21 protein-coding genes and 1 other RNA gene are annotated in these 24,454 nt (G+C 65.1%); 6 read left to right on the top strand and 16 right to left on the bottom strand.

The genetic code is table 11. The annotated features are described in order from the left end of the window. Positions 1–50: 50 nt before the first annotated feature. Positions 51–716 (bottom strand): ribosome hibernation-promoting factor, HPF/YfiA family, encoded by a 666-nt coding sequence (gene hpf, locus KIH77_RS01190; RefSeq protein WP_219099255.1) that lies wholly within the window; start codon positions 714–716, stop codon positions 51–53. Positions 717–873: 157 nt separating this feature from the next. Here hpf and rnpB point away from each other — a divergent pair. Then, positions 874–1,253: RNase P RNA component class A (rnpB, locus tag KIH77_RS01185), an RNA gene on the top strand. Between the two features lie 12 nt (positions 1,254–1,265). Here the strand turns inward: rnpB and KIH77_RS10390 are convergent. The 9 genes from KIH77_RS10390 to miaB form a co-directional block, all read right to left on the bottom strand. Then, the gene (locus tag KIH77_RS10390; RefSeq protein ID WP_372445337.1) at positions 1,266–1,772 is read right to left on the bottom strand and encodes a regulatory protein RecX; all 507 of its coding nucleotides are present in this window, start codon (positions 1,770–1,772) and stop codon (positions 1,266–1,268) included. Between the two features lie 266 nt (positions 1,773–2,038). After that, the gene (gene recA / locus KIH77_RS01175; RefSeq protein ID WP_219099253.1) at positions 2,039–3,205 is read right to left on the bottom strand and encodes a recombinase RecA; all 1,167 of its coding nucleotides are present in this window, start codon (positions 3,203–3,205) and stop codon (positions 2,039–2,041) included. 198 nt (positions 3,206–3,403) lie between these two features. Beyond that, positions 3,404–3,646 (bottom strand): DUF3046 domain-containing protein, encoded by a 243-nt coding sequence (locus KIH77_RS01170; RefSeq protein ID WP_219099252.1) that lies wholly within the window; start codon positions 3,644–3,646, stop codon positions 3,404–3,406. Positions 3,647–3,657: 11 nt separating this feature from the next. Continuing rightward, positions 3,658–4,125, bottom strand: coding sequence for a helix-turn-helix domain-containing protein (locus KIH77_RS01165; RefSeq protein ID WP_236024383.1), 468 nt, complete (start codon positions 4,123–4,125; stop codon positions 3,658–3,660). 159 nt (positions 4,126–4,284) lie between these two features. Continuing rightward, entirely contained in the window at positions 4,285–4,887 is a 603-nt protein-coding gene (locus KIH77_RS01160) for a CinA family protein (protein ID WP_219099250.1), read from the bottom strand. Beyond that, positions 4,884–5,543 carry a CDP-diacylglycerol--glycerol-3-phosphate 3-phosphatidyltransferase gene (pgsA, locus tag KIH77_RS01155; protein WP_219099249.1) on the bottom strand — a complete coding sequence of 220 codons (660 nt, stop codon included), beginning with the start codon at positions 5,541–5,543 and terminating at the stop codon, positions 4,884–4,886. Before pgsA ends, KIH77_RS01160 begins: the two co-directional genes overlap by 4 nt. 118 nt (positions 5,544–5,661) lie before the next feature. Next, the gene (locus KIH77_RS01150; RefSeq protein WP_219099248.1) at positions 5,662–8,484 is read right to left on the bottom strand and encodes an FtsK/SpoIIIE family DNA translocase; all 2,823 of its coding nucleotides are present in this window, start codon (positions 8,482–8,484) and stop codon (positions 5,662–5,664) included. Positions 8,485–8,581: 97 nt separating this feature from the next. Further along, positions 8,582–9,610, bottom strand: coding sequence for a tRNA (adenosine(37)-N6)-dimethylallyltransferase MiaA (gene miaA / locus KIH77_RS01145; protein ID WP_219099247.1), 1,029 nt, complete (start codon positions 9,608–9,610; stop codon positions 8,582–8,584). Then, a complete protein-coding gene (miaB, locus tag KIH77_RS01140; protein WP_219099246.1) occupies positions 9,594–11,066 on the bottom strand; it encodes a tRNA (N6-isopentenyl adenosine(37)-C2)-methylthiotransferase MiaB in 1,473 nt (490 codons plus the stop codon). The genes miaA and miaB overlap by 17 nt, the downstream gene beginning before the upstream one ends. A gap of 116 nt (positions 11,067–11,182) precedes the next feature. Between miaB and KIH77_RS01135 the strand changes: the two genes are divergently transcribed. The 3 genes from KIH77_RS01135 (at position 11,183) to KIH77_RS01125 (ending at position 13,999) form a co-directional block, all read left to right on the top strand. Then, positions 11,183–11,881 (top strand): GTP pyrophosphokinase, encoded by a 699-nt coding sequence (locus KIH77_RS01135; protein WP_219099245.1) that lies wholly within the window; start codon positions 11,183–11,185, stop codon positions 11,879–11,881. A gap of 131 nt (positions 11,882–12,012) precedes the next feature. Further along, positions 12,013–12,894: a Bax inhibitor-1/YccA family protein gene (locus KIH77_RS01130; RefSeq protein ID WP_219099244.1), complete on the top strand. Its 882-nt coding sequence runs from the start codon at positions 12,013–12,015 to the stop codon at positions 12,892–12,894. A 184-nt stretch (positions 12,895–13,078) separates the two neighbouring features. Continuing rightward, positions 13,079–13,999 (top strand): DMT family transporter, encoded by a 921-nt coding sequence (locus KIH77_RS01125; RefSeq protein ID WP_219099330.1) that lies wholly within the window; start codon positions 13,079–13,081, stop codon positions 13,997–13,999. A gap of 170 nt (positions 14,000–14,169) precedes the next feature. Here KIH77_RS01125 and KIH77_RS01120 read toward each other — a convergent pair whose 3' ends face one another. Then, the gene (locus tag KIH77_RS01120; RefSeq protein WP_219099243.1) at positions 14,170–14,325 is read right to left on the bottom strand and encodes a hypothetical protein; all 156 of its coding nucleotides are present in this window, start codon (positions 14,323–14,325) and stop codon (positions 14,170–14,172) included. Positions 14,326–14,682: 357 nt separating this feature from the next. Beyond that, positions 14,683–15,273, bottom strand: coding sequence for a hypothetical protein (locus tag KIH77_RS01115; RefSeq protein WP_219099242.1), 591 nt, complete (start codon positions 15,271–15,273; stop codon positions 14,683–14,685). Between the two features lie 164 nt (positions 15,274–15,437). Between KIH77_RS01115 and KIH77_RS01110 the strand changes: the two genes are divergently transcribed. Both KIH77_RS01110 and KIH77_RS01105 read left to right on the top strand, forming a co-directional pair. Continuing rightward, positions 15,438–16,862: a sensor histidine kinase gene (locus KIH77_RS01110; protein WP_219099241.1), complete on the top strand. Its 1,425-nt coding sequence runs from the start codon at positions 15,438–15,440 to the stop codon at positions 16,860–16,862. Between the two features lie 4 nt (positions 16,863–16,866). After that, entirely contained in the window at positions 16,867–17,571 is a 705-nt protein-coding gene (locus tag KIH77_RS01105; RefSeq protein WP_219099240.1) for a response regulator transcription factor, read from the top strand. A gap of 8 nt (positions 17,572–17,579) precedes the next feature. On the opposite strand, the gene KIH77_RS01100 is transcribed toward KIH77_RS01105, so the two are convergent. The 4 genes from KIH77_RS01100 to KIH77_RS01085 all read right to left on the bottom strand — a co-directional run bounded on the left by KIH77_RS01100 (position 17,580) and on the right by KIH77_RS01085 (position 24,447). Further along, positions 17,580–18,206, bottom strand: a complete 627-nt coding sequence (locus KIH77_RS01100; protein WP_219099239.1) for an isochorismatase family protein — start codon at positions 18,204–18,206, stop codon at positions 17,580–17,582. 434 nt (positions 18,207–18,640) lie between these two features. After that, positions 18,641–21,343, bottom strand: a complete 2,703-nt coding sequence (gene acnA / locus KIH77_RS01095; RefSeq protein ID WP_219099238.1) for an aconitate hydratase AcnA — start codon at positions 21,341–21,343, stop codon at positions 18,641–18,643. 39 nt (positions 21,344–21,382) lie between these two features. Continuing rightward, positions 21,383–23,866, bottom strand: a complete 2,484-nt coding sequence (locus tag KIH77_RS01090) for an HAD-IC family P-type ATPase (protein ID WP_236024355.1) — start codon at positions 23,864–23,866, stop codon at positions 21,383–21,385. Beyond that, positions 23,863–24,447 carry a substrate-binding domain-containing protein gene (locus KIH77_RS01085; RefSeq protein WP_219099237.1) on the bottom strand — a complete coding sequence of 195 codons (585 nt, stop codon included), beginning with the start codon at positions 24,445–24,447 and terminating at the stop codon, positions 23,863–23,865. The genes KIH77_RS01090 and KIH77_RS01085 overlap by 4 nt, the downstream gene beginning before the upstream one ends. Positions 24,448–24,454: the final 7 nt, after the last annotated feature.

Here is a 24,454-nt window from a genome sequence, read left to right as displayed (position 1 = left end):
GAACGCCCCCGGACATGATCCGGGGGCGTTCCGCAACGGATGTGGGGCCGTTACTTGGCCTTGTTCACATTCTCGGGGGTGTCGATCTCGAACACGCCGTAGCTCCAGCCGTGGCGATGGTAGACGACCGACGGACGGCCGGTCTCCTTGTTGACGAACAGGAAGAAGTCGTGTCCGATCAGCTCCATCTCGTACAGGGCCTCATCGATGCTCATCGGCTCGGCGATGTGCAGCTTGCGGCGGATGACGATCGGGGTGTCGCCGACCTGGACCTCGACGGATTCGCCCGGACCAAGATCTCCGGCCACGGCGTCGGCGGGGCTGTTGCTCGGTTCCTCGGCCGGCTCCTCCTCGACGACGGGCGGCTCGACCACACCGAGGTCGACGGGCTGCGGATTGGTGTATCCGCGACGATGGTCCTTGCGACGGTCACGGGAACGACGCAGACGAAGCGTCAGCTTGTCGAGTGCCAGATCGAGGGCGCTGAACTCGTCGGTGCTGGAGGCCTCGGCACGGACGACGGTGCGTCCGGCGATGACCGTGATCTCGACCTTCTTGGCGGTATCGGCCTGGCGGGGATTGCCCTCATGCGTCACCACGATCTGGGCGCGCTGCGCATCGGGCGCGATTGCGGTCACACGATTCATCTTGTTCTCGACGACATCACGGAACCTCTGCTTGATCTGCGTGTGACGCCCGGTAACCACGATTTCCATGTGAACCTCCTTTGTCAAGCGGCTGTTGCACCGCTGTGGACACCCAACGGCAACCTCGCCGAAGGGATACCTACGATTCTAACCGACAAAACGAAATTTTTGTGGAATTCAGCGTAATGAAAACCCGTGTTCACCATGGATGCTATGCTGTTCTCTCTGAGACCCCTTGATGGCCGCGGCCGGCACCCCGCAAGGGACGCCGGTTGAGGAACTTCCGGGCTCCACAGAGCACGATGGCGGATAACGTCCGCCCAGGGCGACCTGAGAGATAGCGCAGCAGAGAACAGACCGCCCGGCTTCGGCCGGGTAAGGGTGAAACGGCGGTGTAAGAGACCACCGGGCTTCCGGCAACGGAAAGCCGCATGGCAAGCCTCATCGGGAGCAAGGCCAAGCAGAAGGCGTCAAGGGCTGCTCGCCCGTGCCTTCGGGTAGGCTGCTAGAGCCTGGCGGCGACGTCAGGTCGAGATGGATGGCCATCCGTGCATGACCGCTTGCGGCCGCGCACGACAGAACCCGGGGTATAAGGGGTCTCATCCCACATCATTCGAATCACGCACCCACGCCAAACAAATCCTCCGCGACCCGGCGGATGACGGAGGGATCGTGCCCCTTGCGGCCACCGGCGCCCCACAGCCGACGGCGACGCTTTTCCACATCCATGCCTTCGGTCTTACGCGCGACACGCCGCCCCAGCTCGTACGCCGATTCCACGAAGGCGTCAGTCCCTTCAAACCACGCGACCACACGCTCGGCCAGCGAACGGTCCACCCCCCTACGCATCAGCTCACGCAGCGTGCCCACACGTCCCAGCCGACGGGACAGGCAATACCGGACCATGGACTGCGCATAGGCCTCATCGTCGACGAACCCCACATCGACGAGCCACCGCATCACCCGCCCGACGACCGCCGACTCGTATCCCTTGGCCATCAAACGTTCCTCCAACGCACCAGACGACCGCGGCGCCGCATCGAGCAATGTCAGAGCGGCCTCGCGACATGCCTCATAGTCCGCGGGATTCTCCGGCCCCTCGAAGCGACCGGAGTGGGAACGCACACCGAATCCCCCTCGCTTGGGAGTGCGGGCGGATTGACGGCGGCGTCCCCGCCGAGACACCGTATTCGGCCTATCGGTATCGTCGGGCGTCGTACCGAACGATCCCGTGGGACGGGAACGGTCCGATGATGCGAATCCGTTCGACGCGACGTCCCGATCGGAAGGGGCCCCGGCGTCCTGAATCCGCGTTGCATCTGCGGTATCATCCTTGGCGTTCCCATCCGGCACGACCATCGGGTGGGAACGCAGGAACATCTCCGCGGAAATCATTGCTTGGCCGCCGCCTGCGTGCCGGCGGTCCTGCCGTCGGACGGTTTCTTGGAGTCTGTCTTAATCGTGTTCTTATCGGATGGCGCGCCGGTCCTGCCGGTCTCTTTTCCATCGGCCTGCCCCTCCTCGGGATCGGGCTTCTCCACGCCGAAGGCAACCTTCACCCGGTGTTCGATCTCATCGGTCAGTTCCGGGTTGTCCTTGAGGAACTGGCGGACCTTCTCGCGCCCTTGTCCCAGCTGGTCGCCGTCGTAGGTGAACCAGGAACCGGACTTCTTGACCAATCCGCACTGCTGGGCCATGTCGAGCACGGAACCCTCACGGGAGATGCCCTCGCCGTAGAGCACGTCGAACTCCGCGGTCTTGAACGGCGGAGCCATCTTGTTCTTGACGACCTTGACCTTGGTGCGGTTGCCGATGGCCTCATCGCCGTTCTTCATCGTCTGGATGCGTCGGATGTCCAGACGCACGGACGCATAGAACTTGAGCGCCTTGCCTCCCGTGGTGGTCTCGGGCGAGCCGAAGAACACGCCGATCTTCTCACGCAGCTGGTTGATGAAGATGGCCGTGGTGCCGGCCTGGGCCAGCGCTCCCGTCATCTTGCGCAGCGCCTGGCTCATCAGCCTGGCCTGCAGGCCGACGTGGCTGTCTCCCATGTCGCCTTCGATCTCGGCCTTGGGCACCAGCGCGGCGACGGAATCGATGACGATGACGTCGAGCGCGCCCGAACGGATGAGCATGTCGGCGATCTCCAGCGCCTGCTCGCCGTTGTCCGGCTGCGACACGATCAGCGAATCGGTGTCCACCCCGAGCTTGCGGGCGTATTCGGGATCGAGGGCGTGCTCGGCGTCGATGAACGCGGCGACACCGCCGTTGCGCTGGGCATTGGCGACGACATGCAGCGCCAACGTGGTCTTTCCGGACGATTCGGGACCGTACACCTCGACGATCCTGCCCTTGGGGAGACCGCCGATTCCCAGCGCCAAATCAAGCGCCAGGGAACCGGTGGGGATGACCTCCACGTTCTGTATGGGCTTGTCTCCCAGGCGCATGGCCGAGCCCTTGCCGAAGCTCTTCTCCACCTGCGCCAGCGCGGTGTCCAGCGCCGCACGCCGCTGATCCGCGACCCGTTCGGCCGAATCCTGTTTCTTCTGCTGTGCCATCAGCGTCTCCTTAACGTCGGTGCCAGGGGTTCCCACCGTAGCCCGACCATTGCCGTGAATGCCAGCCGCATGGAAAATGTGGACAACCATACCACCCGCAAACGAACATCACCGATGTTGCTTTTGCCGGCATTACCCAATCTGCCGACATCGACTATACTCGAACATGTGTTCGAATTCATGCGACACGCCGAAAAATCAGACCATCGGCCCCGGAGGCAGCGGCGGGGCGTTATGGCCGTCGCCCCATCGACGATCATCCGGAACACCCATATGGTCGCAGAACACGTTCCAGACGACGCGCGGCTCCACGCCGGCGTCCAGCGCCTCGATGACCGTCATGGAATCCAGTCTCGCAAGATTCTGGTCCCGGGAGAGGCTTCGTCCGTAGGAACGGCCGAAGACCTCGTCCACAAGCTGCCAAAACTCCCGTTCCTGCATATGCGGGGAACCTACTCCCGGCCCTCAACCTCGCGGACCCGGTCGGCCACCATCATCAGCATATCGGACAGACGCACGCCCAACGCCTGGGTGATGGAGACGAGCAATTCGGAGCTGGCCTCCTTCTGGCCGCGCTCCACCTCGGAAAGATAGCCGAGGGACACGCCAGCCTTGCCGCTGACCTCGCGCAGGGTCTTGTGGTCCTTGGTGCGCAAAGAGCGCAGCACTTCGCCGATGACCTTGCGCAACGAGATCTGCCCATCCTCGCTGGCCACCACACGCGTGCGCTCGGCCGCGTTGGAACGGTCCTCGAGACCCTCCTCACGGTCGGCGTTCGCCCACATGCGGCTCAGCGCCGCCCGACGGTCGTCCTTCGCCTTGCGGGCCGCGCGCGCACGCAGAATCTGCTGCTGCGCGAAGGCGACGGCGCGCTTCTGCGCCGGAGTGAGGTTCCGGGCCATGGCCTTACCGTCGGGCATCGCCACCGTGGCGCGCTCGGAAGTGCGGATATCGCTGTCGTACCGTGTTGCCGTAGTCGTCATGTTCGCTCCTTTTCCAACCCCAGACCTGTATCTCGTTCTCTATACGTGTCAACCGGACGTGCCGGCGATTATTCCGCTGTCGGACTCAAATGTGATTCAATTCACACGCCCGTCCATGCCACCGTCCTTCCGTGCGCCGTCGGCGAGCAGGGACACCAGACGGTCGAGCACACACACCACCGTCTTCTCGCGTATCTCCTCGCGGGTCCCGGAAAGCCTCAGCTCGTGCGATTCGACCACATAGCCCCCATGCACGTGCACGTCGGGCAGGCACAGGCCGATGTAGACCAGTCCGGCCGGCTTGTCGCCGTCGGGGCCGGGTCCGGCGACGCCCGTCGTCGACAATCCAACGACCCCGCCCCGATATTCGTCACGGGAACAGTACAGCCGGACGGTCCGCACCGCCATCTGCCGCGCCACTTCGGGATGCACGGCGCCTTCGCGGCGCAGCAATGCTCCGTCGACGCCGAGAACATGCTCCTTCGCCGCGATGTCGTAGGTCACGGCCGACCCGAGGAACACCTGTGAGGCGCCGGGAATGCGGACGAACGCGTCGGCGAGCAGTCCGCCGGTCAGTGATTCGGCGGCCGCGATACGCCAGCCGCGTTCGCCGCACAGTTCCAAGGCGCGCGCGGCAAGGTCGTCCCTGCGTTCCCGGGCAGACGCGGCGCCGGCATCATATCCGACGGCGACGCTCATCGCGCATGCCCCTTGGGCGCGCCAAACGTGTTGTACAGGTAGACGCCACCCGAATACAGGCACAGCACGAGCGCGACAAGCAGCATCACGTAGGAGAGGCCGTAGTACCAGAACGTCCAGTCGACCCCCGGGGCGATGACGTCGGCCAGCGACCAGACCGGCAGCATGTACATCGACAGGGCGATGGACTGGAACACCGTCTTGAGCTTGCCCGGCCACGCGGCGGCGATGACCTTGCCGCCGGGGCGTTCCATCACGAAGAATCGCATGACGGTGATGCCCACCTCCCGCACGAGGAACAGCACGGTGATGACCCATGCGAACGCGAACTCCCCGAACGCGGAGAACACGATGAGCGCGGAGCACATGAGCAGCTTGTCGGCAATCGGGTCCATGAGCTTGCCCAGCTCGGTGACCTCGTTGCGGGAACGGGCCAGATACCCGTCGATCTTGTCGGTGCTGGCCGCCACGATGAACAGTACGGCGGCCACCCATCGCAGGGTGAGGTCGTCGCGTCCCATCGGGCCGGCGACCACGGTCAACACGATGAACACCACCACGAGGATGATGCGGGCGTAGGTGACGAGGTTCGCCGGGGTGTTCCATCCTTCCGACAGCGATTTCCTCGTCATTCCCGAACCATTGCCTTCGTTCATCACATGCTCCTTGCCATATCGGTGCACGGCCGCATGGATATCGCGGGCGGCCGTGCATTTCCTAAGCGATTCCCAAGCGTACCCCATGCTCTTCCGGGGAACGGTCCGCCGTTCCCCGTCACCGCGGGCTTTCGCCCTCCGCCGCCTGCGGCTGCGAGGGCGTCAGCGACTTCGTCTCGCCTTTGATGAACGCGAGCACCTGCGGCAGGTCCTGCGGCTGGACCAGCACCTCGCGCGCCTTGGAGCCCTCGGACGGTCCGACGACGCCGCGCGATTCGAGCAGGTCCATGAGGCGTCCCGCCTTGGCGAAGCCGACGCGCAGCTTGCGCTGCAGCATGGAGGTCGAGCCGAACTGGGATGTGACGACGAGTTCGGCGGCCTGCAGCAGGACGTCCATGTCCCCGCCGATGTCCTCGTCGGGTTCGATGGCGCTCTTCTCCGCCTCCTTGGCCATCTCCTCGATGTCCTCGCGATAATGCGGCTTGCGTTGCGTTCTGACGAAATCCACGGCGTCGCGGATCTCGGACTCCGAGACCCAGGAGCCCTGCACGCGCAACGGCTTGGCGCTGCCCATCGGCAGGAACAGCGCATCGCCCTGCCCGATGAGGCTTTCCGCGCCGGTGGTGTCGAGGATGACGCGCGAATCGGTGGCCGACGAGGTGGCGAAAGCCAGACGCGAGGGGATGTTGGCCTTGATGAGGCCGGTGACCACGTCGACGGACGGACGCTGCGTGGCGAGCACGAGGTGCACGCCGGCGGCACGCGCCAGCTGGGTGATGCGCTGGATGGAGCTTTCCACGTCGTTCTTGGCCACCATCATGAGGTCGGCCATCTCGTCGACGACCACCAGCAGGTACGGGTACGGCGCCACCTTGCGGTTCGACCCCTCGGGCGCGTGCACCTTGCCGGCGCGCACCGCCTCGTTGAAGTCCTTGACGTGCCGGAATCCGAAGTACTGCAGGTCGTCGTAGCGGGCGTCCATCTCCTTGACCACCCATTCGAGCGCCTGGGCGGCCTTCTTGGGATCGGTGATGATGGGCGTGAGCAGATGCGGGATCCCGGCGTAGGCGGAGAGCTCCACGCGCTTGGGGTCCACCATGATGAGCCGCACCTGTTCGGGCGTGGCGCGCATGATGATGGAGGTGAGCATGGAGTTGATGAAGCTCGACTTGCCGGAGCCGGTGGCGCCGGCCACGAGCAGATGCGGCATCTTGGTGAGATCGGCGGTGACGAAGTGCCCCTCGACGTCCTTGCCCACGCCGGCGAGCATGGGGTTGGGGTCCCTGCGGGCCTTGTCGGAGCGCAGCACGTCGCCGAGGTGCACGATCTCGCGGTCCACGTTCGGGATCTCGATGCCGATGGCCGACTTGCCGGGGATCGGCGAGAGGATGCGCACGTCGGAGCTGGCCACGGCGTAGGCGATGTTGCGACGCAGGTTGGTGACCTTCTCGACCTTGACGCCGGGTCCGAGCTCCACCTCGTACTGGGTGACCGAGGGCCCTCTCAGGAACCCGACCACCTGGGCGTCCACCTTGAACTGCTGGAAGGTGTCGCGCAGGGCGGCGATGACCTTATCGTTCGCCGGGGTCCTTGCGGCATGGGGCTTGCCGTGCTTGAGCAGCTCCAGGTCGGGCAGATGGTACTCCTCCGAATCAGGGATGGATGCGGCCGGAACGTCCTGCCCGGCGCCTTCCCCGGCCGCGACGGCGGAGGGCGCCTGGGCGGCGGGATTCATCACGGGTCCGGGCCCCGGTTCGGGCGATGCGGAGGCCAGGGGACGTGCCGGGGTCTCATGGGACGCCGGGGGGAAGCTTCCAGAGGGCATGATGGCGGTGGCCCACGGGTCCACGCCGGTGGTGCCGGACGCTCCGGCCGCGCCGTCCTCCCCACCGAGGGAGGAGACGGTGCGCGGGCGGTGCGCCGGGAGGTCGCCGCTGCGGTCGACCAGCGTGGTCTCCGCCGTCTGGCCGTGGGTGCTGGCCGCCTTGTCGAACGCCTTGTCGGCGGCGTACTCGTCCAGCTTGGAATCCTCGTCGGGGTTTTCCCCGAAGTGCCCGGAGAACAACCTCCTCCACCATGGCGTCTTCGTGGCGCGGGCGCCACCGGCACCGTCCTCGTGCCCATCGTCGGTCCCGTCATGCGTCGGCACGCCGTCGGCGAAGGCGATGGTGTCGTCGCCGTCCGCCAGCCTGACCTCGTTGGGGAAGTCGGCGTCGCGGGCGCCTTCGGCGGAAGGTCCGTTCCCCCGGCCCCGCAGGAATGCTGCGAGCGATGCGAACCGCTGCGGGATCTCGCTCACATGGGTGCGGGTGATCAGCAACAGCGAGGCCAACGCCACGATGACGAACAGGATGATGGCGAAGACCTTGGAAAGCCCCCATGACAGCGTCGATCCGAGGACGAATCCGAACAGGCCCCCGGCCTCCTGGATCTGCCGGATGTCGAAGTCGTGGGAGTCGCCGAGCTTGGCGGCATCGATGATCGAGCAGACGGACCACAGCAGCATCGTCCACCCGCAGACCACGCGGGGATTGTCGGAGTTCCTGCCCGCGTTGCGCAGCAGCCGCCAGACGAGGATGAACAGGAGCACGGGCAGCACGACGCTCATCATGCCGAAAAGCCCCGATGCGACGGCGTGCAGCAGCCGCCCGATGAACCCGTTGACACGGAACCATTCGCTGGCCACGAACATGATGGCGAGGATGGCGAAGACGAAGCACAGTCCGTCCCGGCGGTAGGCGGGGTCGAATTCGCCGACGCCGGTGAGCGTGCGGACCATCATGCCCAGGCCGCGCGGTACGGCGAGCAGCGCCTGCTTCCACCCGGGCTCGTCGATGGGTGCGCCCGAGCCCGCGCCTGCCGTCCCCGAACGCGGGGATGACGATGATTTTCGTGCGGTGGACCGGTTCGACGCCGACCGCGGGGATGATTTCTGTGCCATAGCAATGCCCTACAATACCGTTGCTCCGGGATGTCCCCCGCCATGGCGGGATGATATTCACGAAACATCAGGCAAATCCCCGGTGACGGGGTCCCTGCTATCCGGCGATGTCGCCGAGGTGGTGCTGCACGTAGTCGTCTGCGTGCGCGTCGATGGCGTCGTATGCGCCGGCGTCGGCATGCTCCACGATGGCGAGCGCGTTGTCGAGCAGTGCGGGGTTGAGCGCCTCGAGCCAGTGGATGCGCGGGTCGCGGCCGAACCAGCCCATCTGCTTGCGGGCGAGCCGTCGGGTCTTCTGCGCGATGTCGGCGAATGCCTCGTCCTCGTCCATAAGGCCGTCGAGCACATCGATCATCTGCTGGTAGCCGAGGGCGCGTGCTGCGGTGGGTCCGAGATGGTCGCGCAGCCGTTCGGCCTCATGGATGAACCCGTCGTCGCGCATGTGCATGGTACGGACGGCGATGCGCCTGTCGAGTTCCTCGCGGGGCAGGTCGAGACCGATCTGCACGCAGGGGATGATGTAGCGGTATCGGGGCAGGCTGGCGGAGTACGGCCGTCCGGTGATCTCGATGACCTCCAGCGCGCGGATGGTGCGACGCGGATTGTGCGGGTCCATGCGTGCGGCGGCCTCGGGGTCCTTGGCCTTCAGCTCGTCGAAGAGGATTCCCGGTCCTTCGTCCTTCGCCCGCCGCTCGAGCCGTTCGCGCACGGCGGGGTCGGTGCCGGGGAAGCTGATGTCGTCGATGGCGGCGCGGGCGTAGAGGCCGGAGCCGCCGACCAGTATCGGTCGGATTCCCTGCGCGCGCAGCCGATGGATGCAGTCCCTGGCCATGGCCTGGAACCGTGCGACGGTCATCGTCTCGTCGGGGCCGATGACGTCGAGCAGGTGGTGCGGCACTTCAGCCTGTTCCTCGGCGGTGGCCTTGGCGGTGCCGATGTCCATGCCGCGGTACATCTGGTAGGCGTCGGCGTTCACGATTTCGGCGCGCTGTCCTTTGGCGGCGAGCGCCTTGGCGAGCGCGATGGCGAGGCCGGTCTTTCCGGAGGCGGTGGGGCCGACGATGGAGACGACGCGCGGACCGTCGGAGCGCCGTTCGGCGCCGGCGTGTTCAGTGTCTGATGTCATAGGTCTGCCCTGCCTTCACGTCCGGGTCTGCGATGAGGTAATGCGCGGCGGCGTGGGTCACGGTGGCGGTGACGAAGTCGCCGACCTGCGGCTGCGGCCGTCCTTCGGGCACGCCCACGTGGACGAGCACGCCGGTGCGTTCGCGTCCGGTGACGCGGTGCGTCTCCCCGTCCCGCTTGCCCTGCATGGCGGAGACCATCACTTCGACGTCACGGCCCTCGAACGTGCGCAGCCCTTCGGCGGTGATGCGCTCCTGCAGCGCATGCAGCCGGTCGTAGCGTTCACGCACCGCGGCGTGGGGCACCTGGTCCATCACCGCGGCGGGCGTGCCGGGCCTGGGCGAGTATTCGAAGGTGAAGGCCGAGGAGAACCGTGCCTGCTCGACCACGCGCATGGTCTGTTCGAAGTCCTCGTCGGTCTCGCCGGGGAATCCCACGATCACGTCGGTGCTGATCTGGGCGTCGGGCATGGCGTCGCGCACCTTGCCGAGGATGGTCATGAACCTTTCGGCGCGGTAGGAGCGTCGCATGGCGCGCAGGATGCGGTCGGATCCGGATTGCAGCGGCATGTGCAGCTGGTGCATGACGTTGGGGGTCTCGGCCATGGCCGCGATCACCTCGTCGGTGAACGCCGCCGGATGGGGCGAGGTGAACCGCACGCGTTCGAGCCCGTCGATGCGTCCGCAGGCGCGCAGCAGCTTGGGGAACGCCATGCGGTCGCCCATGGAGCACCCGTACGAGTTGACGTTCTGCCCGAGCAGCGTCACCTCCTTGGCGCCTTCGTCGACACAGCGCCGGATCTCCTCGAGCACGTCGCCGGGCCGGCGGTCGCGTTCCTTGCCGCGCACGGCGGGCACGATGCAGAACGTGCAGGTGTTGTTGCATCCCACGGAGATCGACACCCACGACGAGATTTTCGAGGCGCGTGCGGTGGGCAGCTGGCTGGGGAAGTAGGCGAGGTCGCGTGAGATCTCCACCTGGGCGCGGCCGGTGGCGCGTGCGTCGTCCAGCAGCCTGGGCAGGGATCCGATGTTCTTGGTGCCGAAGACGGCGTCGACCCAGGGCACGCGTCTGGTGATGCGGTCGCGGTCCTTCTGGGCCATGCATCCGCCGACGGCGATCTGCATGTCCGGGTGGCGGTGCTTGTACCGGGCCCAGCGGCCGAGCGTGCCGTACATGCGTTCGGTGGCGTTCTCGCGTACCGCGCAGGTGTTGAGTATCACCAGGTCGAAGTCGCCGTTTCTCGTCTGCTCCTCGTCGGCGGCCACGTATCCGGCGGATTCCAGCACGCCGGCGATGCGTTCCGAATCGTGCACGTTCATCTGGCATCCGAGTGTGCGGATGGCGAACACTCCCCTGCCCCGTTCCCCGCCGCTTCCGCATGCGTTGCTCTCTCCGGTGATGGCGGCGGCGGGGATGGGATTGCGTTCCTCAATCGTCATCATGTCCTCATTCATACCGACCAATCCTAGCGAGCGACACGAATCTCACCGAATTCCCAGTTTTCCGCCCGTCCCGTTTGCTACTATTCCGTTGGTTTCCATGATGGTTGTTCGACAAGGAGAACGGATCCATGATTCTTGAACGCAAGCAGCGCTTCAACGTGCCCGAGATCCGCACGCGCATGGAGCAGGTGTCGGCCGAGCTCGGCACCGACACCTTCCGTGGCGCGCAGATCGTGGAATACGCCGAATTGGAGCAGGTCTATTCGGGCGCGATGCGTGAGATCAGCACGAAGCTGGAGAACCTCGACGACGAGTTCCAGCTGAAGAACGCGCACAATCCCATCCACCACATCGAATGCCGGCTGAAGAGCATCGGATCGACGATCGGCAAGCTGAAGCGGCGCGGACTGCCCGTCGAGATCTCGTCGATCAGGGACAACCTCTACGACATCGCCGGCATCCGTGTGATCTGCAACTATGTGACGGACGTCTACGCCGTCGCGAAGACCCTTTCGGAACAGTCCGACATCGAGGTCATCCGGATCAAGGACTACATCGCCAATCCCAAACCGAACGGATACCGCAGCCTCCACGTCATCTACCAGGTGCCGGTGTTCCTTTCGGACGGCCCTCATCCGACGCCCGTGGAGGTGCAGTTCCGCACCATCGCCATGGACTACTGGGCGAGCCTCGAACACCGTCTTCGCTATAAGAACACCATCGAGGACACCGCGAAGGAACGGCATTTCGAGACGCTGAAGGACTGCGCCACGCAGCTGGCCGAGATCGAGGGCCGCATGCAGCAGATCCATCAGGAGATCGGCTGACGACGTCGACCGGCCACAGCCGGTGAACGGCCACGGCCCCGGCCGTTCACACGGTCCTTCCAAGGATTCCAGCAATCCTTAAGGTGGCCGTCGTATGCTGTGCCCCAGCTATGGATATAGAAGGAGCAGTCATGGCATTCGACAACGGCCAGCCCCGCAACCAGCAATATCAGAACTATCAGCGGCCCGAATACGGCCAGCAGTACCAGCAGCCACAGTACGCCCAGGCCGGGTATCAACCCGCCTACGGCCAGGCCCCGTACGCGCAGCAGACGCCGTACGCACAGCCGGGCTACGGCCAGCCGGTCATGGACGCGCAGGCGTCCTACACGCACGACAGCTTCGAGAAGGCGCGCCGCGTCTCCGTCACCAAGGCGTATGCGGAGATGACCGCCGGGCTGCTGGTGACGGCCGTCGTGGCGATGGTCACCCAGGTCAGCGGCCTGCTGGTCGCCTATCTTTCGGCCACCGGCATGATCGGCTGGATCGGTCTGGCCGTCGTCCAGGTGGTGATGGCCGTCGCGTTGAGCGCCAAGGTGATGACGATGAACCCGGCCGTGGCCCGCGTGGTGTTCTACGTCTATGCGGCGCTCATGGGCTTCACGCTCAGCTCGATCTTCGCCGTGTATTCGCTGGGCAGCATCGTCATGGTGCTGGCGATGACCGCCGGGTTCTTCCTGTGCCTGACCATGATCGGCCTGACCACCAAGATCGACCTGCTGCGGTTCGGCCCGATACTCATGGTGGCGCTGCTCGTGCTGATCGTCGCGGAGATCCTCATGGCCATATTCATGCCCGGCCAGACGATGACGATGGTGTGCTCGGCGATCGCGCTGGTGATCTTCGCCGGTCTGACCGCCCACGACGCGCAGTTCACGCGCGCCATGTTCCAGCAGTATTCCTACGACGGCACGATGGTCAGGCGCGTCTCGATCCTGTGCGCGCTGAACCTGTACCTCGATTTCATCAACTTCTTCATGAACCTGCTGCAGCTGTTCGGTTCGCGCGACTGACCGGCCAGCCACACGACGAAGGGGCCGTCCCGTAGCATCGGGGCGGCCCCTTCGTCGTCGCATCGGCCCCGTATGCGGGAGGCCGGACTCCTCTTGGAGACCGGTTCCATAATCCGGAACGCCGTCCGGGCGGTTCATACGGGTGAATTACGGTGTTCGCGTGCGGAAAAAAGAGTTCGGCGGCATGGCCTGCCTGTTGTTAACGGCCATGATATGGGGCTTTTCGTTCGTCTCGCAGGTCGCGGGCATGGACTCGACGACCCCGATGTTCTTCAACGCCACGCGATTCACGCTTGGCGCGGCGTCGCTGGTGCCGATTCTGCTGGTGCTGCGTCGCAGGGGCACGGCCGCGAAGCCGAAACGGCGGGGGCCTTCGCCGCGGAGGACGGCGCTGGTCGCCGCATTGTGCGGCGTGGTGCTGTTTTCGGCGAGCACGCTGCAGCAGTACGGCATTCTCTATGGAAAGTCCGCCGGACGCGCGGGGTTCATCACCGCGTTGTACATCGTCATCGTGCCGCTGCTCGCATGGGTGTTCCTGCACCGTCGCGTCACCCTGTTCACCGGCGTGGCCGTGGCGTTGGCTGTCGTCGGCTTCTATCTGCTGTGCATGACGGACTCGGGCGGGGCGCTGACGGTGGGCGATGCGATGGTGTTCCTGTGCGCCATCCTGTTCGCCGTGCATATCCTCGTCATCGATACCCTGGCGTCTGACATCGACCCCATCCTGCTCTCGTTCGGCCAGTTCGTGGTCACGGCCGCGCTCAGCTGGGCGGGTTCGCTGGCGGAGGGTTCGGTGAATTGGTCGGGCGCGGCCGATGCGTGGCTGCCGATCCTGTATGCGGGCATCGGCTCGGTGGGCATCGCCTACACGCTGCAGGTGGTCGGCCAGCAGTGGGTTCCCCCGACGCGCGCCTCGCTCATCATGTCGCTGGAATCGTTCTTCTCCGCTGTGGGCGGCGCATTGCTGCTCGGCGAGGTCATGACGGCCCGCGGATACTGGGGCTGCGCGTTGATATTCGCGGGCACCATGCTGGCGCAGGTGCCCGTCAGGCTGCCGAAACGGATGGGACGGCAGACGGCACGGACGCCGGATTCGAAACGATGAGCCGCATGCCGGCAGCTTCACCACGCTGACGGCAGCGTATCGTCATACCGTGCGTGAACATGGCACGGCGCAAAACGATAGGGGCTGGGGCCGTTCACAATGGAACGGCCCCAGCCCCTATCTTCCAGCCCTTGTCGCAGTGATGCAGCCGACGTGTTGGGACGAGGTGCCTACTGGCGCTTCATCGCGGCCACGGCGACCGGGGACGTATGCCTCGGCGTCCTGAACTGGCCGTAGACCAAGGCCCTGGTGAGATGCCGTTCGCACAGTCCGCTGGTTTCCGCCGGCTCGTCGCACCCGGCGATGGTGCATTGATGCTGCGTCATGGTAAGAACTCCTTCGCTCCTGCTCCTATGCGCATGACCGCGATGCTGCATGTCATCCGCACATCGTGCCCGCCCGTACGGCGACCACGTATATGTGTCCACGGTGGTGATGTCCAGCCGTGCTTCAGGAGCGCCGAATACTGCTGCAGCGCAAGACCCTTCGTTCCCTTCATCCGCCAACAGTAGCAGCACTGCCACATTTTGTTATGGTTTTGATAGCTTTTCCACGATAAAAGGCTTTTCGCACGGCGTGTTGTGTGTGATGATGTACCGTTTCTGTGTGTTTGACTCCATGGAAACGGTACACATCACACATCTGCCATGTTCATTGGACAATTGCCTACTGACGCAGCATTCTCATCTCCATTCCGTCTGGTTGACGGAAATGACCTTATAGGGACTCGATGAAGTGTCAACCAGGCAGGTAACCGCAGTCTTAATTTTGGAAGGACCAACTTTCACGTTATATGTCGCCAGCCATTGATTCTTATCAAGACCCTGCTGCCACTTCTGTTGGCCGAGAATGGCATCCGAATCGTATGCCATCCCGGGGAACACTTGCTGCTTGGCGGCCTCATCACATACCTGAACCGCCGTCCCATAGCTTGGCTCATTGGATTCTTCATTCTTGGGAGACTCAGTCGTTTTGGTGGCATCCTGCGTTCTCTGTGTCTTCTCGGGACTTGATTGTGTTGTGGGGGCGGCTGCTGACGAAGATGAGGAGGCGGCCGTGGAAGAAGATTGATTGGGTGAGGAATCGCCAGTACCACGACTACACGCCACGACAATGATGACGACGATCAGCCAGAACCACCACTTCTTCCAGAACGGCTTCTTCGGCTTCCCGCTCTTTGCGCCCTTGCGTGATGTATGGGACGGCGCCTGGTAAACGGTGGTCGGTTGCTGCGGCGCCGGCTGCCCATTGGGTGTGTGATTGCTATTGGTCATGATTGCCTCTTCCTTTCGGCACGGTCGATACATGATTCAACGTACCGATTCCATGGCTTCGGCGTCAGTGTACGAACGGACGTATCCGTTCGCCCGAACGGGCGATACGGCCGGTACGCGCGGTCAATGGCGTCCTCGCTCCCCTGCGTCTAGGCTTGACGGATATGACCGATATGACGCATGACACGGATCTTGCCGCCCCCGTCGTGACCGCGAGACGACGCTGGACCATCGTGATGATTGCCGTCTCGATGCTCGACATGCTGGTGCAGAGCGCGTATGCGGCGAATTGGTTCCAGCACACCGGCGACGACCTGGGCTATGTGTGGGGCGTCGTGGGCCTGGTGGCTGGTCTTGCCACGCCGTTCCTGCTGCTGCGGCGTGGGATCCGCCCGGCGTTCGTCTGCGCGGCGGCCTGTATGGCGACGCTGCTGCTTCCCGCCGGCGCGGCGTTGTCGCTGTTCGCGCTGGCGTCGGTCCATGCGCGGTGCCGCGACCGCCGCATAGTGGCCGCGTGCACGGCACTGGTGCTGGCATGCTGCTTCAAGGTCGAGGCCATGGATGTGCTTCGTCCGAACGAATACTCGGTATGGCGCATGCTGTTCGCCCGGCCCGGCACCGGCGTCGACGGCGTGCCCGCGGTGGTGGAGACCGATTCCGTCGCCATCATCGCCGTGGCGACGCTGTGGACCATCGTCACCTTCGCCGCTGCGATTCTTGCTGGCATGCACATGCGTAACAGGGCGGTGGCGGCGGATGCGTCGGCCCGTGCGAACAATGAGCGTGAACGCGCCGACCAATTGCAGTCGAACCTCAGCACGCAACGGTTTGCGGACGCCGTGGCGGCCGAGGCGCACGACACCCTTGCGCACAGTCTGTCGCTGATCGCGGTCAATGCGAGCGCTTTGCAGGCGCAGGCGATGAGGCTCGCATCCACGTCCGTCGGGGCCCAGGACGACGAGGCCGCGGCAGGGAACGTCGCCGAACTGGCGAAACGGGCCGACGAGATTCGTCGTCAGGCCGCCGGTGCGCTGGATGAAGCCCACAGCATCATCGATATGCTTCGTCATCCGCAGGACGCGCAGGCGATGATGGCGCCCGATTCCGGCACCGCGCTGACTCGGGAGGCGCTGTACGACGTCATCGATGCCGCACGTTCGGCGGGGATGACGTTGGACACGTGGATTGACGTGCGCGATCTGAGCTCCCTGAACCCTGAAATCGGCAAGATCGCGTTCCGCGCGGTGCAGGAGGGGCTGACGAACGCCCGTCGTCATGCCCCTGGTCAGCGTGTGTCGTTGGAAATCACCGCGGCGAGGCCACGTGGGGTGATCATATTGTTCACGAACGCCACGATGCCGTCGCCCACGGTAGCGACGGATGTCCCGCACTCCCCTGCGCGGGGGTCCGGGAATCCGCGGGGTTCAGGTTCCGCCGACCGTCCCATGCCGCTTCCCCGGACCGGAGGCAACGGCCTTCCCGGTCTCAGGACCCGCGTGCAGCAGGTGGGCGGCACCTGTGACTATGGGTACGATGGGCGCAACGCCTTCCATCTTGACGTGAAACTGCCGTTCAAGCCGCTACGATGAGGGTATGCCTTCATCCGAACCATCCAATGCTCCGTCCTCGCCTATCATGGTGAGCGTCGTCGACGACGATCCGATGATCTGCCAGGCGATGTCGATGATTCTCAACGATTATTCGGCGGGCCGGGTCAGCGTGGTGTCCACCTCCAACAACGGCGATGACGCTGTGTCGAGGGCCCGTGTGGAGCATCCGGATGTGGTGCTCATGGACATCGCCATGCCGGACGGCGATGGCATCACGGCAACGGCGCGCCTGCGGGGACTGCCCTCTGCCCCGCATGTGCTCATATTGACGTCGCTTTCCCCGAAGGGCACGGTGGAGCGTGCCGCGGAGGCCGGCGCCGAGGGGTTCGTGTCGAAGACGGATGCGCCCCAGGAAATCATCGACCGCATCGTCAGCGTATGCGAGGGCAGGCCGCAGTATAATCCGGCAAGCCAGCGGCAGCTGCTGGCGGACCTGCATGCGCACCGTCCGATGACGCGTCGGGACGAGGCGCGCTCCCTGCTGGACTCGCTGAGCGAACGGGAACGGGAGGCGGTGCTGCTGGCCGCCGAGGGATTGACGAACCAGGAGATCGCGGCACGCATGTTCACCAGCGAACGCACGACGAAGGCGCATCTCTCCTCGGCCTCGGAGAAGCTGTGTATGAGCCGTGTGCAACTGGCGCAGCTGGTGGGCAGGGCCGATCTGCCCTCTCCACTGGACCCGTAAGAGCCGAATCAGTCGGCCTGTCCGGATTCGATGAGTTCGACGCCGGCCGTGGCCATCTCCCTGCGCGCCTGTTCGCCGAGTTCGGCGCTGACCGGCACGGTCAGGTCGGTGAACACGCGGGTATGGTAGCCGAGCCTGACGGCGTCGAGCGCGGTCTCCTTGACGCAATGCGATTCGGCGATGCCGACGACGTCCACGTCGGTGATGCCGGCTGTCTTCAGGGCGTTGGCAAGCGTATGACCTTGCTCAAGGGCGATGCGCACTTCGGAGCGGGACTGCTGACGGTCGGAATTGTCCTCGATGCCTTCGAACCCCGAATATGCGGCCGAATACTGGCCCTTCTTGAAGTGGTGCTGGATGTTCAGCGCTGTGATGGCGGGATGCAGGTCGGCGTTCGGCGTGCCGGCGACGCCGTGCGGCGGCCATGAATCGACGAAGTCGGGATGTTCGGAGAAGTGCGCGCCCGGCACGATGTGCCAGTCCTGTGTGGTGGCGATATACGCGTAGTCGCCTCGGTTGGCGTTCACGTAGGCGGCGATGCGTTCGGCGACCGCGTTGCCGCCGGCCACGCCGAGTTCGCCTCCCTCGCAAAATGTCGGCTGCACATCGACGATGATCAACGCTTTCGTACCCATGGGTCCCCTTTCGTCCGCATACATGGTACGTCGGAATGTCCATTCCGTGCCGGCGTCCGCTCACGGTTTCCTCCATAAACGCGGTTGGTCACGGATTGCCGACGTGGCACGCCGATGGAACGGCATGTTTACGACGGCGATCCGTGACCAACCGATTGATGTGGATTCGCTGTGATGGCGTCGACTACCCCTCAGACCGCCTTACGGCGGCCAGCTCCCCTGACAGGGGGAGCCTCAAGACGGCGCGGCACGTCGATTCCGTTGACGCATAACATTCAGTCCAATGACCAGCCCCAATAAGGTAATGCGTGTATCCTCTAGGCGCATAAAAGTGAGCCCTAAATGAGATAACGCGTGCGGCTTCGGTGCGCCAGCGGATGAAGGCGTACAAAAGTACGTCGATTCCGCTGACGTGCCGAAGACGCTCCGTTATCTTATTTCCTCATGAGGTTCCTGAGCACGTACTGGAGGATGCCGCCGTTGCGGTAGTAGTCGGCCTCCCCGGGGGTGTCGATGCGGACGACGGCGTCGAATTCGGTGACGCTGCCGTCGGCGTGGGTGGCCGTGACCTTGACGGTCTTGGGGGTTTCGCCCGCGTTGAGCTGTTCGATTCCGGCGATGTCGTAGGTTTCGGTGCCGTCGAGGCCGAGCGACTCGTAGGATTCGTCTTCGGGGAACTGGAGCGGCAGCACGCCCATGCCGATGAGGTTGGAGCGGTGGATGCGTTCGAAGCTCCGGGTGATGACGGCTTTGACGCCGAGCATGAGGGTGCCTTTGGCGGCCCAGTCGCGGGACGATCCGGTGCCGTACTCCTTGCCGGCGAGGACCACGAGCGGCGTGTTCGCGGCCTTGTAGTTGAGCGAGGCGTCGAAGATGGTGGACGGCTTGCCGGTGGTGAAGTCGTAGGTGAAGCCACCGGGGGTGACCTCGTTGCCGGTGGAGGCGAGCAGGAGGTTGCGCAGGCGGATGTTGCCGAAGGTGCCGCGGACCATGATCTCGTGGTTGCCTCGGCGGGAGCCGTAGGAGTTGAAGTTCTTGGGCTGCACGCCGCGTTCGGTGAGGTACTTGCCTGCGGGGCTGGACGCCTTGAACGCGCCGGCCGGGGAGATGTGGTCGGTGGTCACGGAGTCGCCGAGCAGGGCGAGCACGCGGGCGCCGTGGATGTCCTTGACCGGGTCCGGGGTGGCGTTCATGCCGTCGAAGAACGTCTGCTTGCGCACGTAGGTGGACTTGGGGTCCCAGGCGAAGAGCTCGCCTTCGGGCACGTCGAGGCCCTTCCAACGGCGGTCGCCTTCGAAGACGGAGGCGTAGTCCTTGAGGAACATCTCGCGGTTGACGGTGCCGGAGACGACCGCCTCGACCTCTTCGTTGGTGGGCCAGATGTCCTTGAGGTAGACGTCGTTGCCGTCGGCGTCGGTCCCGAGCGGCTGGGTGGCGAAGTCGAAGTCCATGGTGCCGGCGAGCGCGTAGGCGATGACGAGCGGCGGGGAGGCCAGGTAGTTCATCTTGACGTCCGGCGAGATGCGGCCTTCGAAGTTGCGGTTGCCGGAGAGCACGGCGGTGACGGTCATGTCGTTGGCGTTGATGGCTTCGGAGATTTCGGGCAGCAGCGGGCCGGAGTTGCCGATGCAGGTGGCGCAGCCGAAGCCGACGAGCTGGTATCCGAGGGCGTCGAGGTCGTCCTGGAGGCCGGCGGCCTTGAGGTAGTCGGCGACGACCTGCGAACCGGGTGCGAGCGAGGTCTTGACCCACGGCTTGGGCTTGAGTCCCTTGGCGTGGGCGTTGCGGGCGATGAGGCCGGCGGCGATCATGACGCTCGGGTTGGAGGTGTTGGTGCAGGAGGTGATGGAGGCGATGGCCACGTCGCCGTTGTCGAGTTCGAAGTCGCCGCGGAAGCTGGTGGAGACGGGCACGGGTTCCTTGACGGTCTTCTCGGTCTCGTAGGCGGGCAGGGTCTCCTCGAACGTCTTCTTGGCTTCGGAGAGCTTGATGCGGTCCTGCGGGCGCTTCGGTCCGGCGATGGACGGCACGACGTCGCCTAGGTCGAGTTCCATGTATTCGGAGTACCGCGGTTCGACGTAGTTCGGGTCCTTGGCGTCGCCCCAGAGCTTGTTGGCCTTGGCGTAGGCTTCGACGAGGGCGACCTGCTCCTCGCTGCGGCCGGTGAGGCGCAGGTAGTCGAGGGTGACGTCGTCGATGGGGAAGATGCCGCAGGTGGAGCCGAATTCGGGGCTCATGTTGCCGATGGTGGCGCGGTTGGCGAGCGGCACGGAGGCGATGCCTTCGCCGTAGAATTCGACGAACTTGCCGACGACGCCGTGCTGGCGGAGCATGTCGGTGATGGTGAGCACCACGTCGGTGGCGGTGACGCCTTCGGGGATGGATCCGGTGAGCTTGAAGCCGACGACGCGCGGCACGAGCATGGAGATGGGCTGGCCGAGCATGGCGGCTTCGGCCTCGATGCCGCCGACGCCCCAGCCGAGCACGCCGAGTCCGTTTTCGGTGGTGGTGTGCGAGTCGGTGCCGACGCAGGAGTCGAGGTAGGCGAGCGTGTTGCCGTTCTCCTCGACCTTGCTCATGATGACCTTGGCGAGGTATTCGATGTTGACCTGGTGGATGATGCCGGTCCCCGGGGGCACGACGCGGAAGTTGCGGAACGCCTGCTGGCCCCAGCGGAGGAACTGGTAGCGTTCGCCGTTGCGCTGGTATTCGATGTCCATGTTCTGCTGCACGGCGTCGGCGATGCCGTACTTGTCGATCTGCACGGAGTGGTCGATGACCATGTCGGACTGGACCTGCGGGTTGATGACCTCGGGGTCGCCGCCGAGCTGCTTGACGGCGTCGCGCATGGTGGCGAGGTCGACGATGCACGGCACGCCGGTGAAGTCCTGCATGACGACACGGCTTGGGGTGAACTGGATCTCGTGGCTGGGCTCGGCGTCGGGATCCCAGTCGAGCAGCGCCTTGACGTGGTCGTCGGTGATGTTGGCGCCGTCGATGTTGCGTACGAGGTTCTCGACGAGCACCTTGAGCGAGTACGGCAGATGGTCGATGCCGGGCAGATCTGCGATGGAATAGTAGTCGAAATCCTTGCCGGCGACGTTCAGTCGGGCAAGTTGATCGTCATGGATGGACATACGACCTCCGTGATGTACGAAATTATTAACACATTAGTTCTAGCGTGTTTGTGTTTCGTGTGTAATAATACGCCCGATTTTTGGGACGGCCACGATGCAGACCGCGAAGATGACCGTGGCGATGACGAGTGCGACGACCGTGGCCGCGAGCGTGCGCCCGGTGGGGATGATGAGGGCGAAGAAATTCGCGACGAAGGGGATGAACATGCCGATGACGCCGGCGGCGGCGAAGAGCGCCACGAGCCCGCCGCGCCATGAGGCAAGCGGACGGGCCACGCGGGCGAGCACGAACACGCCCATGAGGAACAGGATGATGGCGCTGGTGGCGCGCATGGCGTCGAGGTCGGCGGGGCGCGCGAGGTCCCATCCCATGACGCGCGGCACGATCCATGCGCTCAGCAGCACCGACAGGCCGGTGGCGATGCCGCCGGGCAGGGCGAAGGCGACGACGCGTCCGAGGAAGCCGGGGATGTACCGCCGCGTGTTGGGGGCGAGCGCGAGGATGAACGCCGGCATGCCGATGGTGAGCGCCCCCACGTAGGTGATGTGGCGTGGCAGGTAGGGGTAGGGCATGGCGGTGAGCACGACGCCGAGGGAGATGATGGCGGAGTAGACGGTCTTGACGAGGAACAGGCTGGCGACGCGTTCCATGTTGGCCATGACCTGGCGGCCGCGGGCGACGACGTCGGGCAGGTGGGAGAATTTGGAGTCGACGAGCACGACCTGGGCGACGGCCTTGGCGGCGGGCGCGGCGTTGCCCATGGCGATGCCGAGGTCGGCCTCCTTCAGCGCCAGCGTGTCGTTGACGCCGTCGCCGGTCATGGCCACGGTGTGGCCGCGCTGGTGCAGGGCCTGCACGATGGCCTTCTTCTGGTCGGGCAGCACGCGGCCGAGCACGTCGACGTGTTCGAGCGTTTCGGCGAGTTCGTCGATGCCGTCGGGCAGTTCGCGCGCGTCCATGTAGCGTGGGGCGTCGGCTCCGGTGAGCCGCACCTTGCCGGCGATGGCGGCGACGGTGCGGGGGTTGTCTCCGGAGATGAGGCGGCATCGCACGCCCTGTTCTCGGAACCAGGCGAGGGTCTTCTCGGCGTCCGGCCGGATGCGTTCGGAGCAGACGACCAATGCGGTGGGTGCGGCGTCGGGGAAAAGCGCCGGATTCCGCTCCGGGTCGGGTATGCCGGCCAGCGGGGCCTTTGCGAGCAGCACCACGCGGCTGCCTTCGCCGGCGATGGCGTTGGCGCGGTCGAGAACGGCGGCATGGTCGCCGCGCATGGCCGAGATGAGCACCTCGGGGGCGCCCATGTACCACACCGTGTCGGTGGTGGTCACCGCGCTCCATTTGCGTGCCGAGGAGAACGGTACGCGCGCCGTGACGTCGCCGGCCGTGACTCCCCGCTCCCCCAGTCCGGCGAGGATGGCCTTGCCGGTGCCGTTGGGCTGTTCCTCGTTCGCGAGGTCGTATAGCGCCTGACCGGCCGCACGCCGTTCGTCGTCGGTCGCGTTGCCGTCGAGCATCTCCATCCGGTCGAAGGCGATGCCGCCGTCGGTGATGGTGCCGGTCTTGTCGAGGTTCAGGGCGTCCACGCGGGCGAGCGTCTCGACGGATTCGAGCTCCTGGACGAGCGTGTTCCGCCGGGCGAGCCGCATGGCGGCCACGGCGAAGTTCAGCGAGGTGAGCAGCACGAGCCCTTCGGGGATCATGCCGACCACGCCGGCGACGGCGGAGACGACGGCCTGCCGCCATGCGCCGGTCGCGATGGCGGCGTCCCATCCGCCGACGGTGTTCATCTGCGTCCAGATCAGCAGCGCGCACAACGGCACGACGAGGAACGTCATGAACTTCAGTATCGTGTTGATGCCGGCGTTGAGGTCGGAATGGGTCTTCTTGTATATCTTCGCCTCGGCGGCGAGCCTGGCCGCATAGCTGTGCGCGCCCACGGCGGTCACGCGCCCCAACGCCATGCCGGAGACGGCGGTCGAACCCGAATACGCGACGTCGCCGATGTCCTTGCGCACGGTCCGCGATTCGCCGGTGAGCATGGATTCGTCGAGTTCGAGGCCCCAGGTCTCGAGGATCTCCACGTCGGCGGGAATCTGGTCGCCGGAACGGATCCACAGCAGGTCGTCCCTGACGATCTCGCTATGGGCTATCTCGGTGTCCGCGCCGTCCCGTCGGACCATGTATTTCGAGGCCACGAGGATCGACAGCCTGTCGAGCGTGCGTTTGGCCCTCAGCTCGGTGACGATGCCGATGCCGGTGTTGATGATGATGACGAATCCGAACACGGAGTCGCGCCATTGGCCGGTGAGCAGCACCATGACCATGGCCACGGCGATGATGGCGTTGAACAGGGTGAACACGTTCGCGCGGATGATCTGCGCCACCGACCGTGAGGATTTGTCCTTCGTGATGTTGGCCTCGCCCTGTGCGATGCGGCGCCTCACATCCTCGGAGGAAAGCCCCGCCATCGCCACCGCGGGCATCGTCTCCTTCGCCGCCGTGGTTCCCGCCGTCCCGCTCATTCCAACGCTCCCGTCAACATCACGTTCATGTCCTTGTCGTGCGGCTTGTCGTCGATGATGGTCATCAGCGCGTCGTCGATGCCGTATGCGCCGCCCTTGGGCGTCGAATCCTTCGGGACGATATGGAACCGGGCCGCATACAGCGTCCGGTCGTCCGGTGTGATGGAGCTTTCCAGCAGCACGACGGGGATGCCGGCCCGGCGCGCCTCGTCGAGCACGTCCTGCCAGCCGGATGCGCCGTCCACGCTGATGACGATGACCTTCACGTCGCGTTGGACGAATCCCTCGACCGCCTTCTGCTGGCTGCCGGCATCGTCGTTGGAGGCGGCGTAGAACGGCTGCATGTCGTTCGCACGCATCGACCGGAGGACGGAGGCGTCGCGTTTGGCGTTGCCGGGTCTGGCGCTGCCCACGAATCCGACGCCGATGTCGTGCCGGTCGACGCCGTCGTGCGCGATGGCCTCGGGGGTCTCCTGCGTATCGCCCACCGCCTTGTCCTTCGGCATGCAGCCGGCCAACGGCAGCACCATGGCCGCCGCCAGCAGCCCGGCCAGCATTCTTACGGCCCGTCTCATCGTCATTCGTCCG

It is taken from the genome of Bifidobacterium pluvialisilvae (genome assembly GCF_019331695.1).
GTDB classification, from domain to species: domain Bacteria; phylum Actinomycetota; class Actinomycetes; order Actinomycetales; family Bifidobacteriaceae; genus Galliscardovia; species Galliscardovia pluvialisilvae.
Note: the sequence above shows the minus strand (reverse complement) of the source record. Positions and strands in the feature narration are given on the sequence as shown.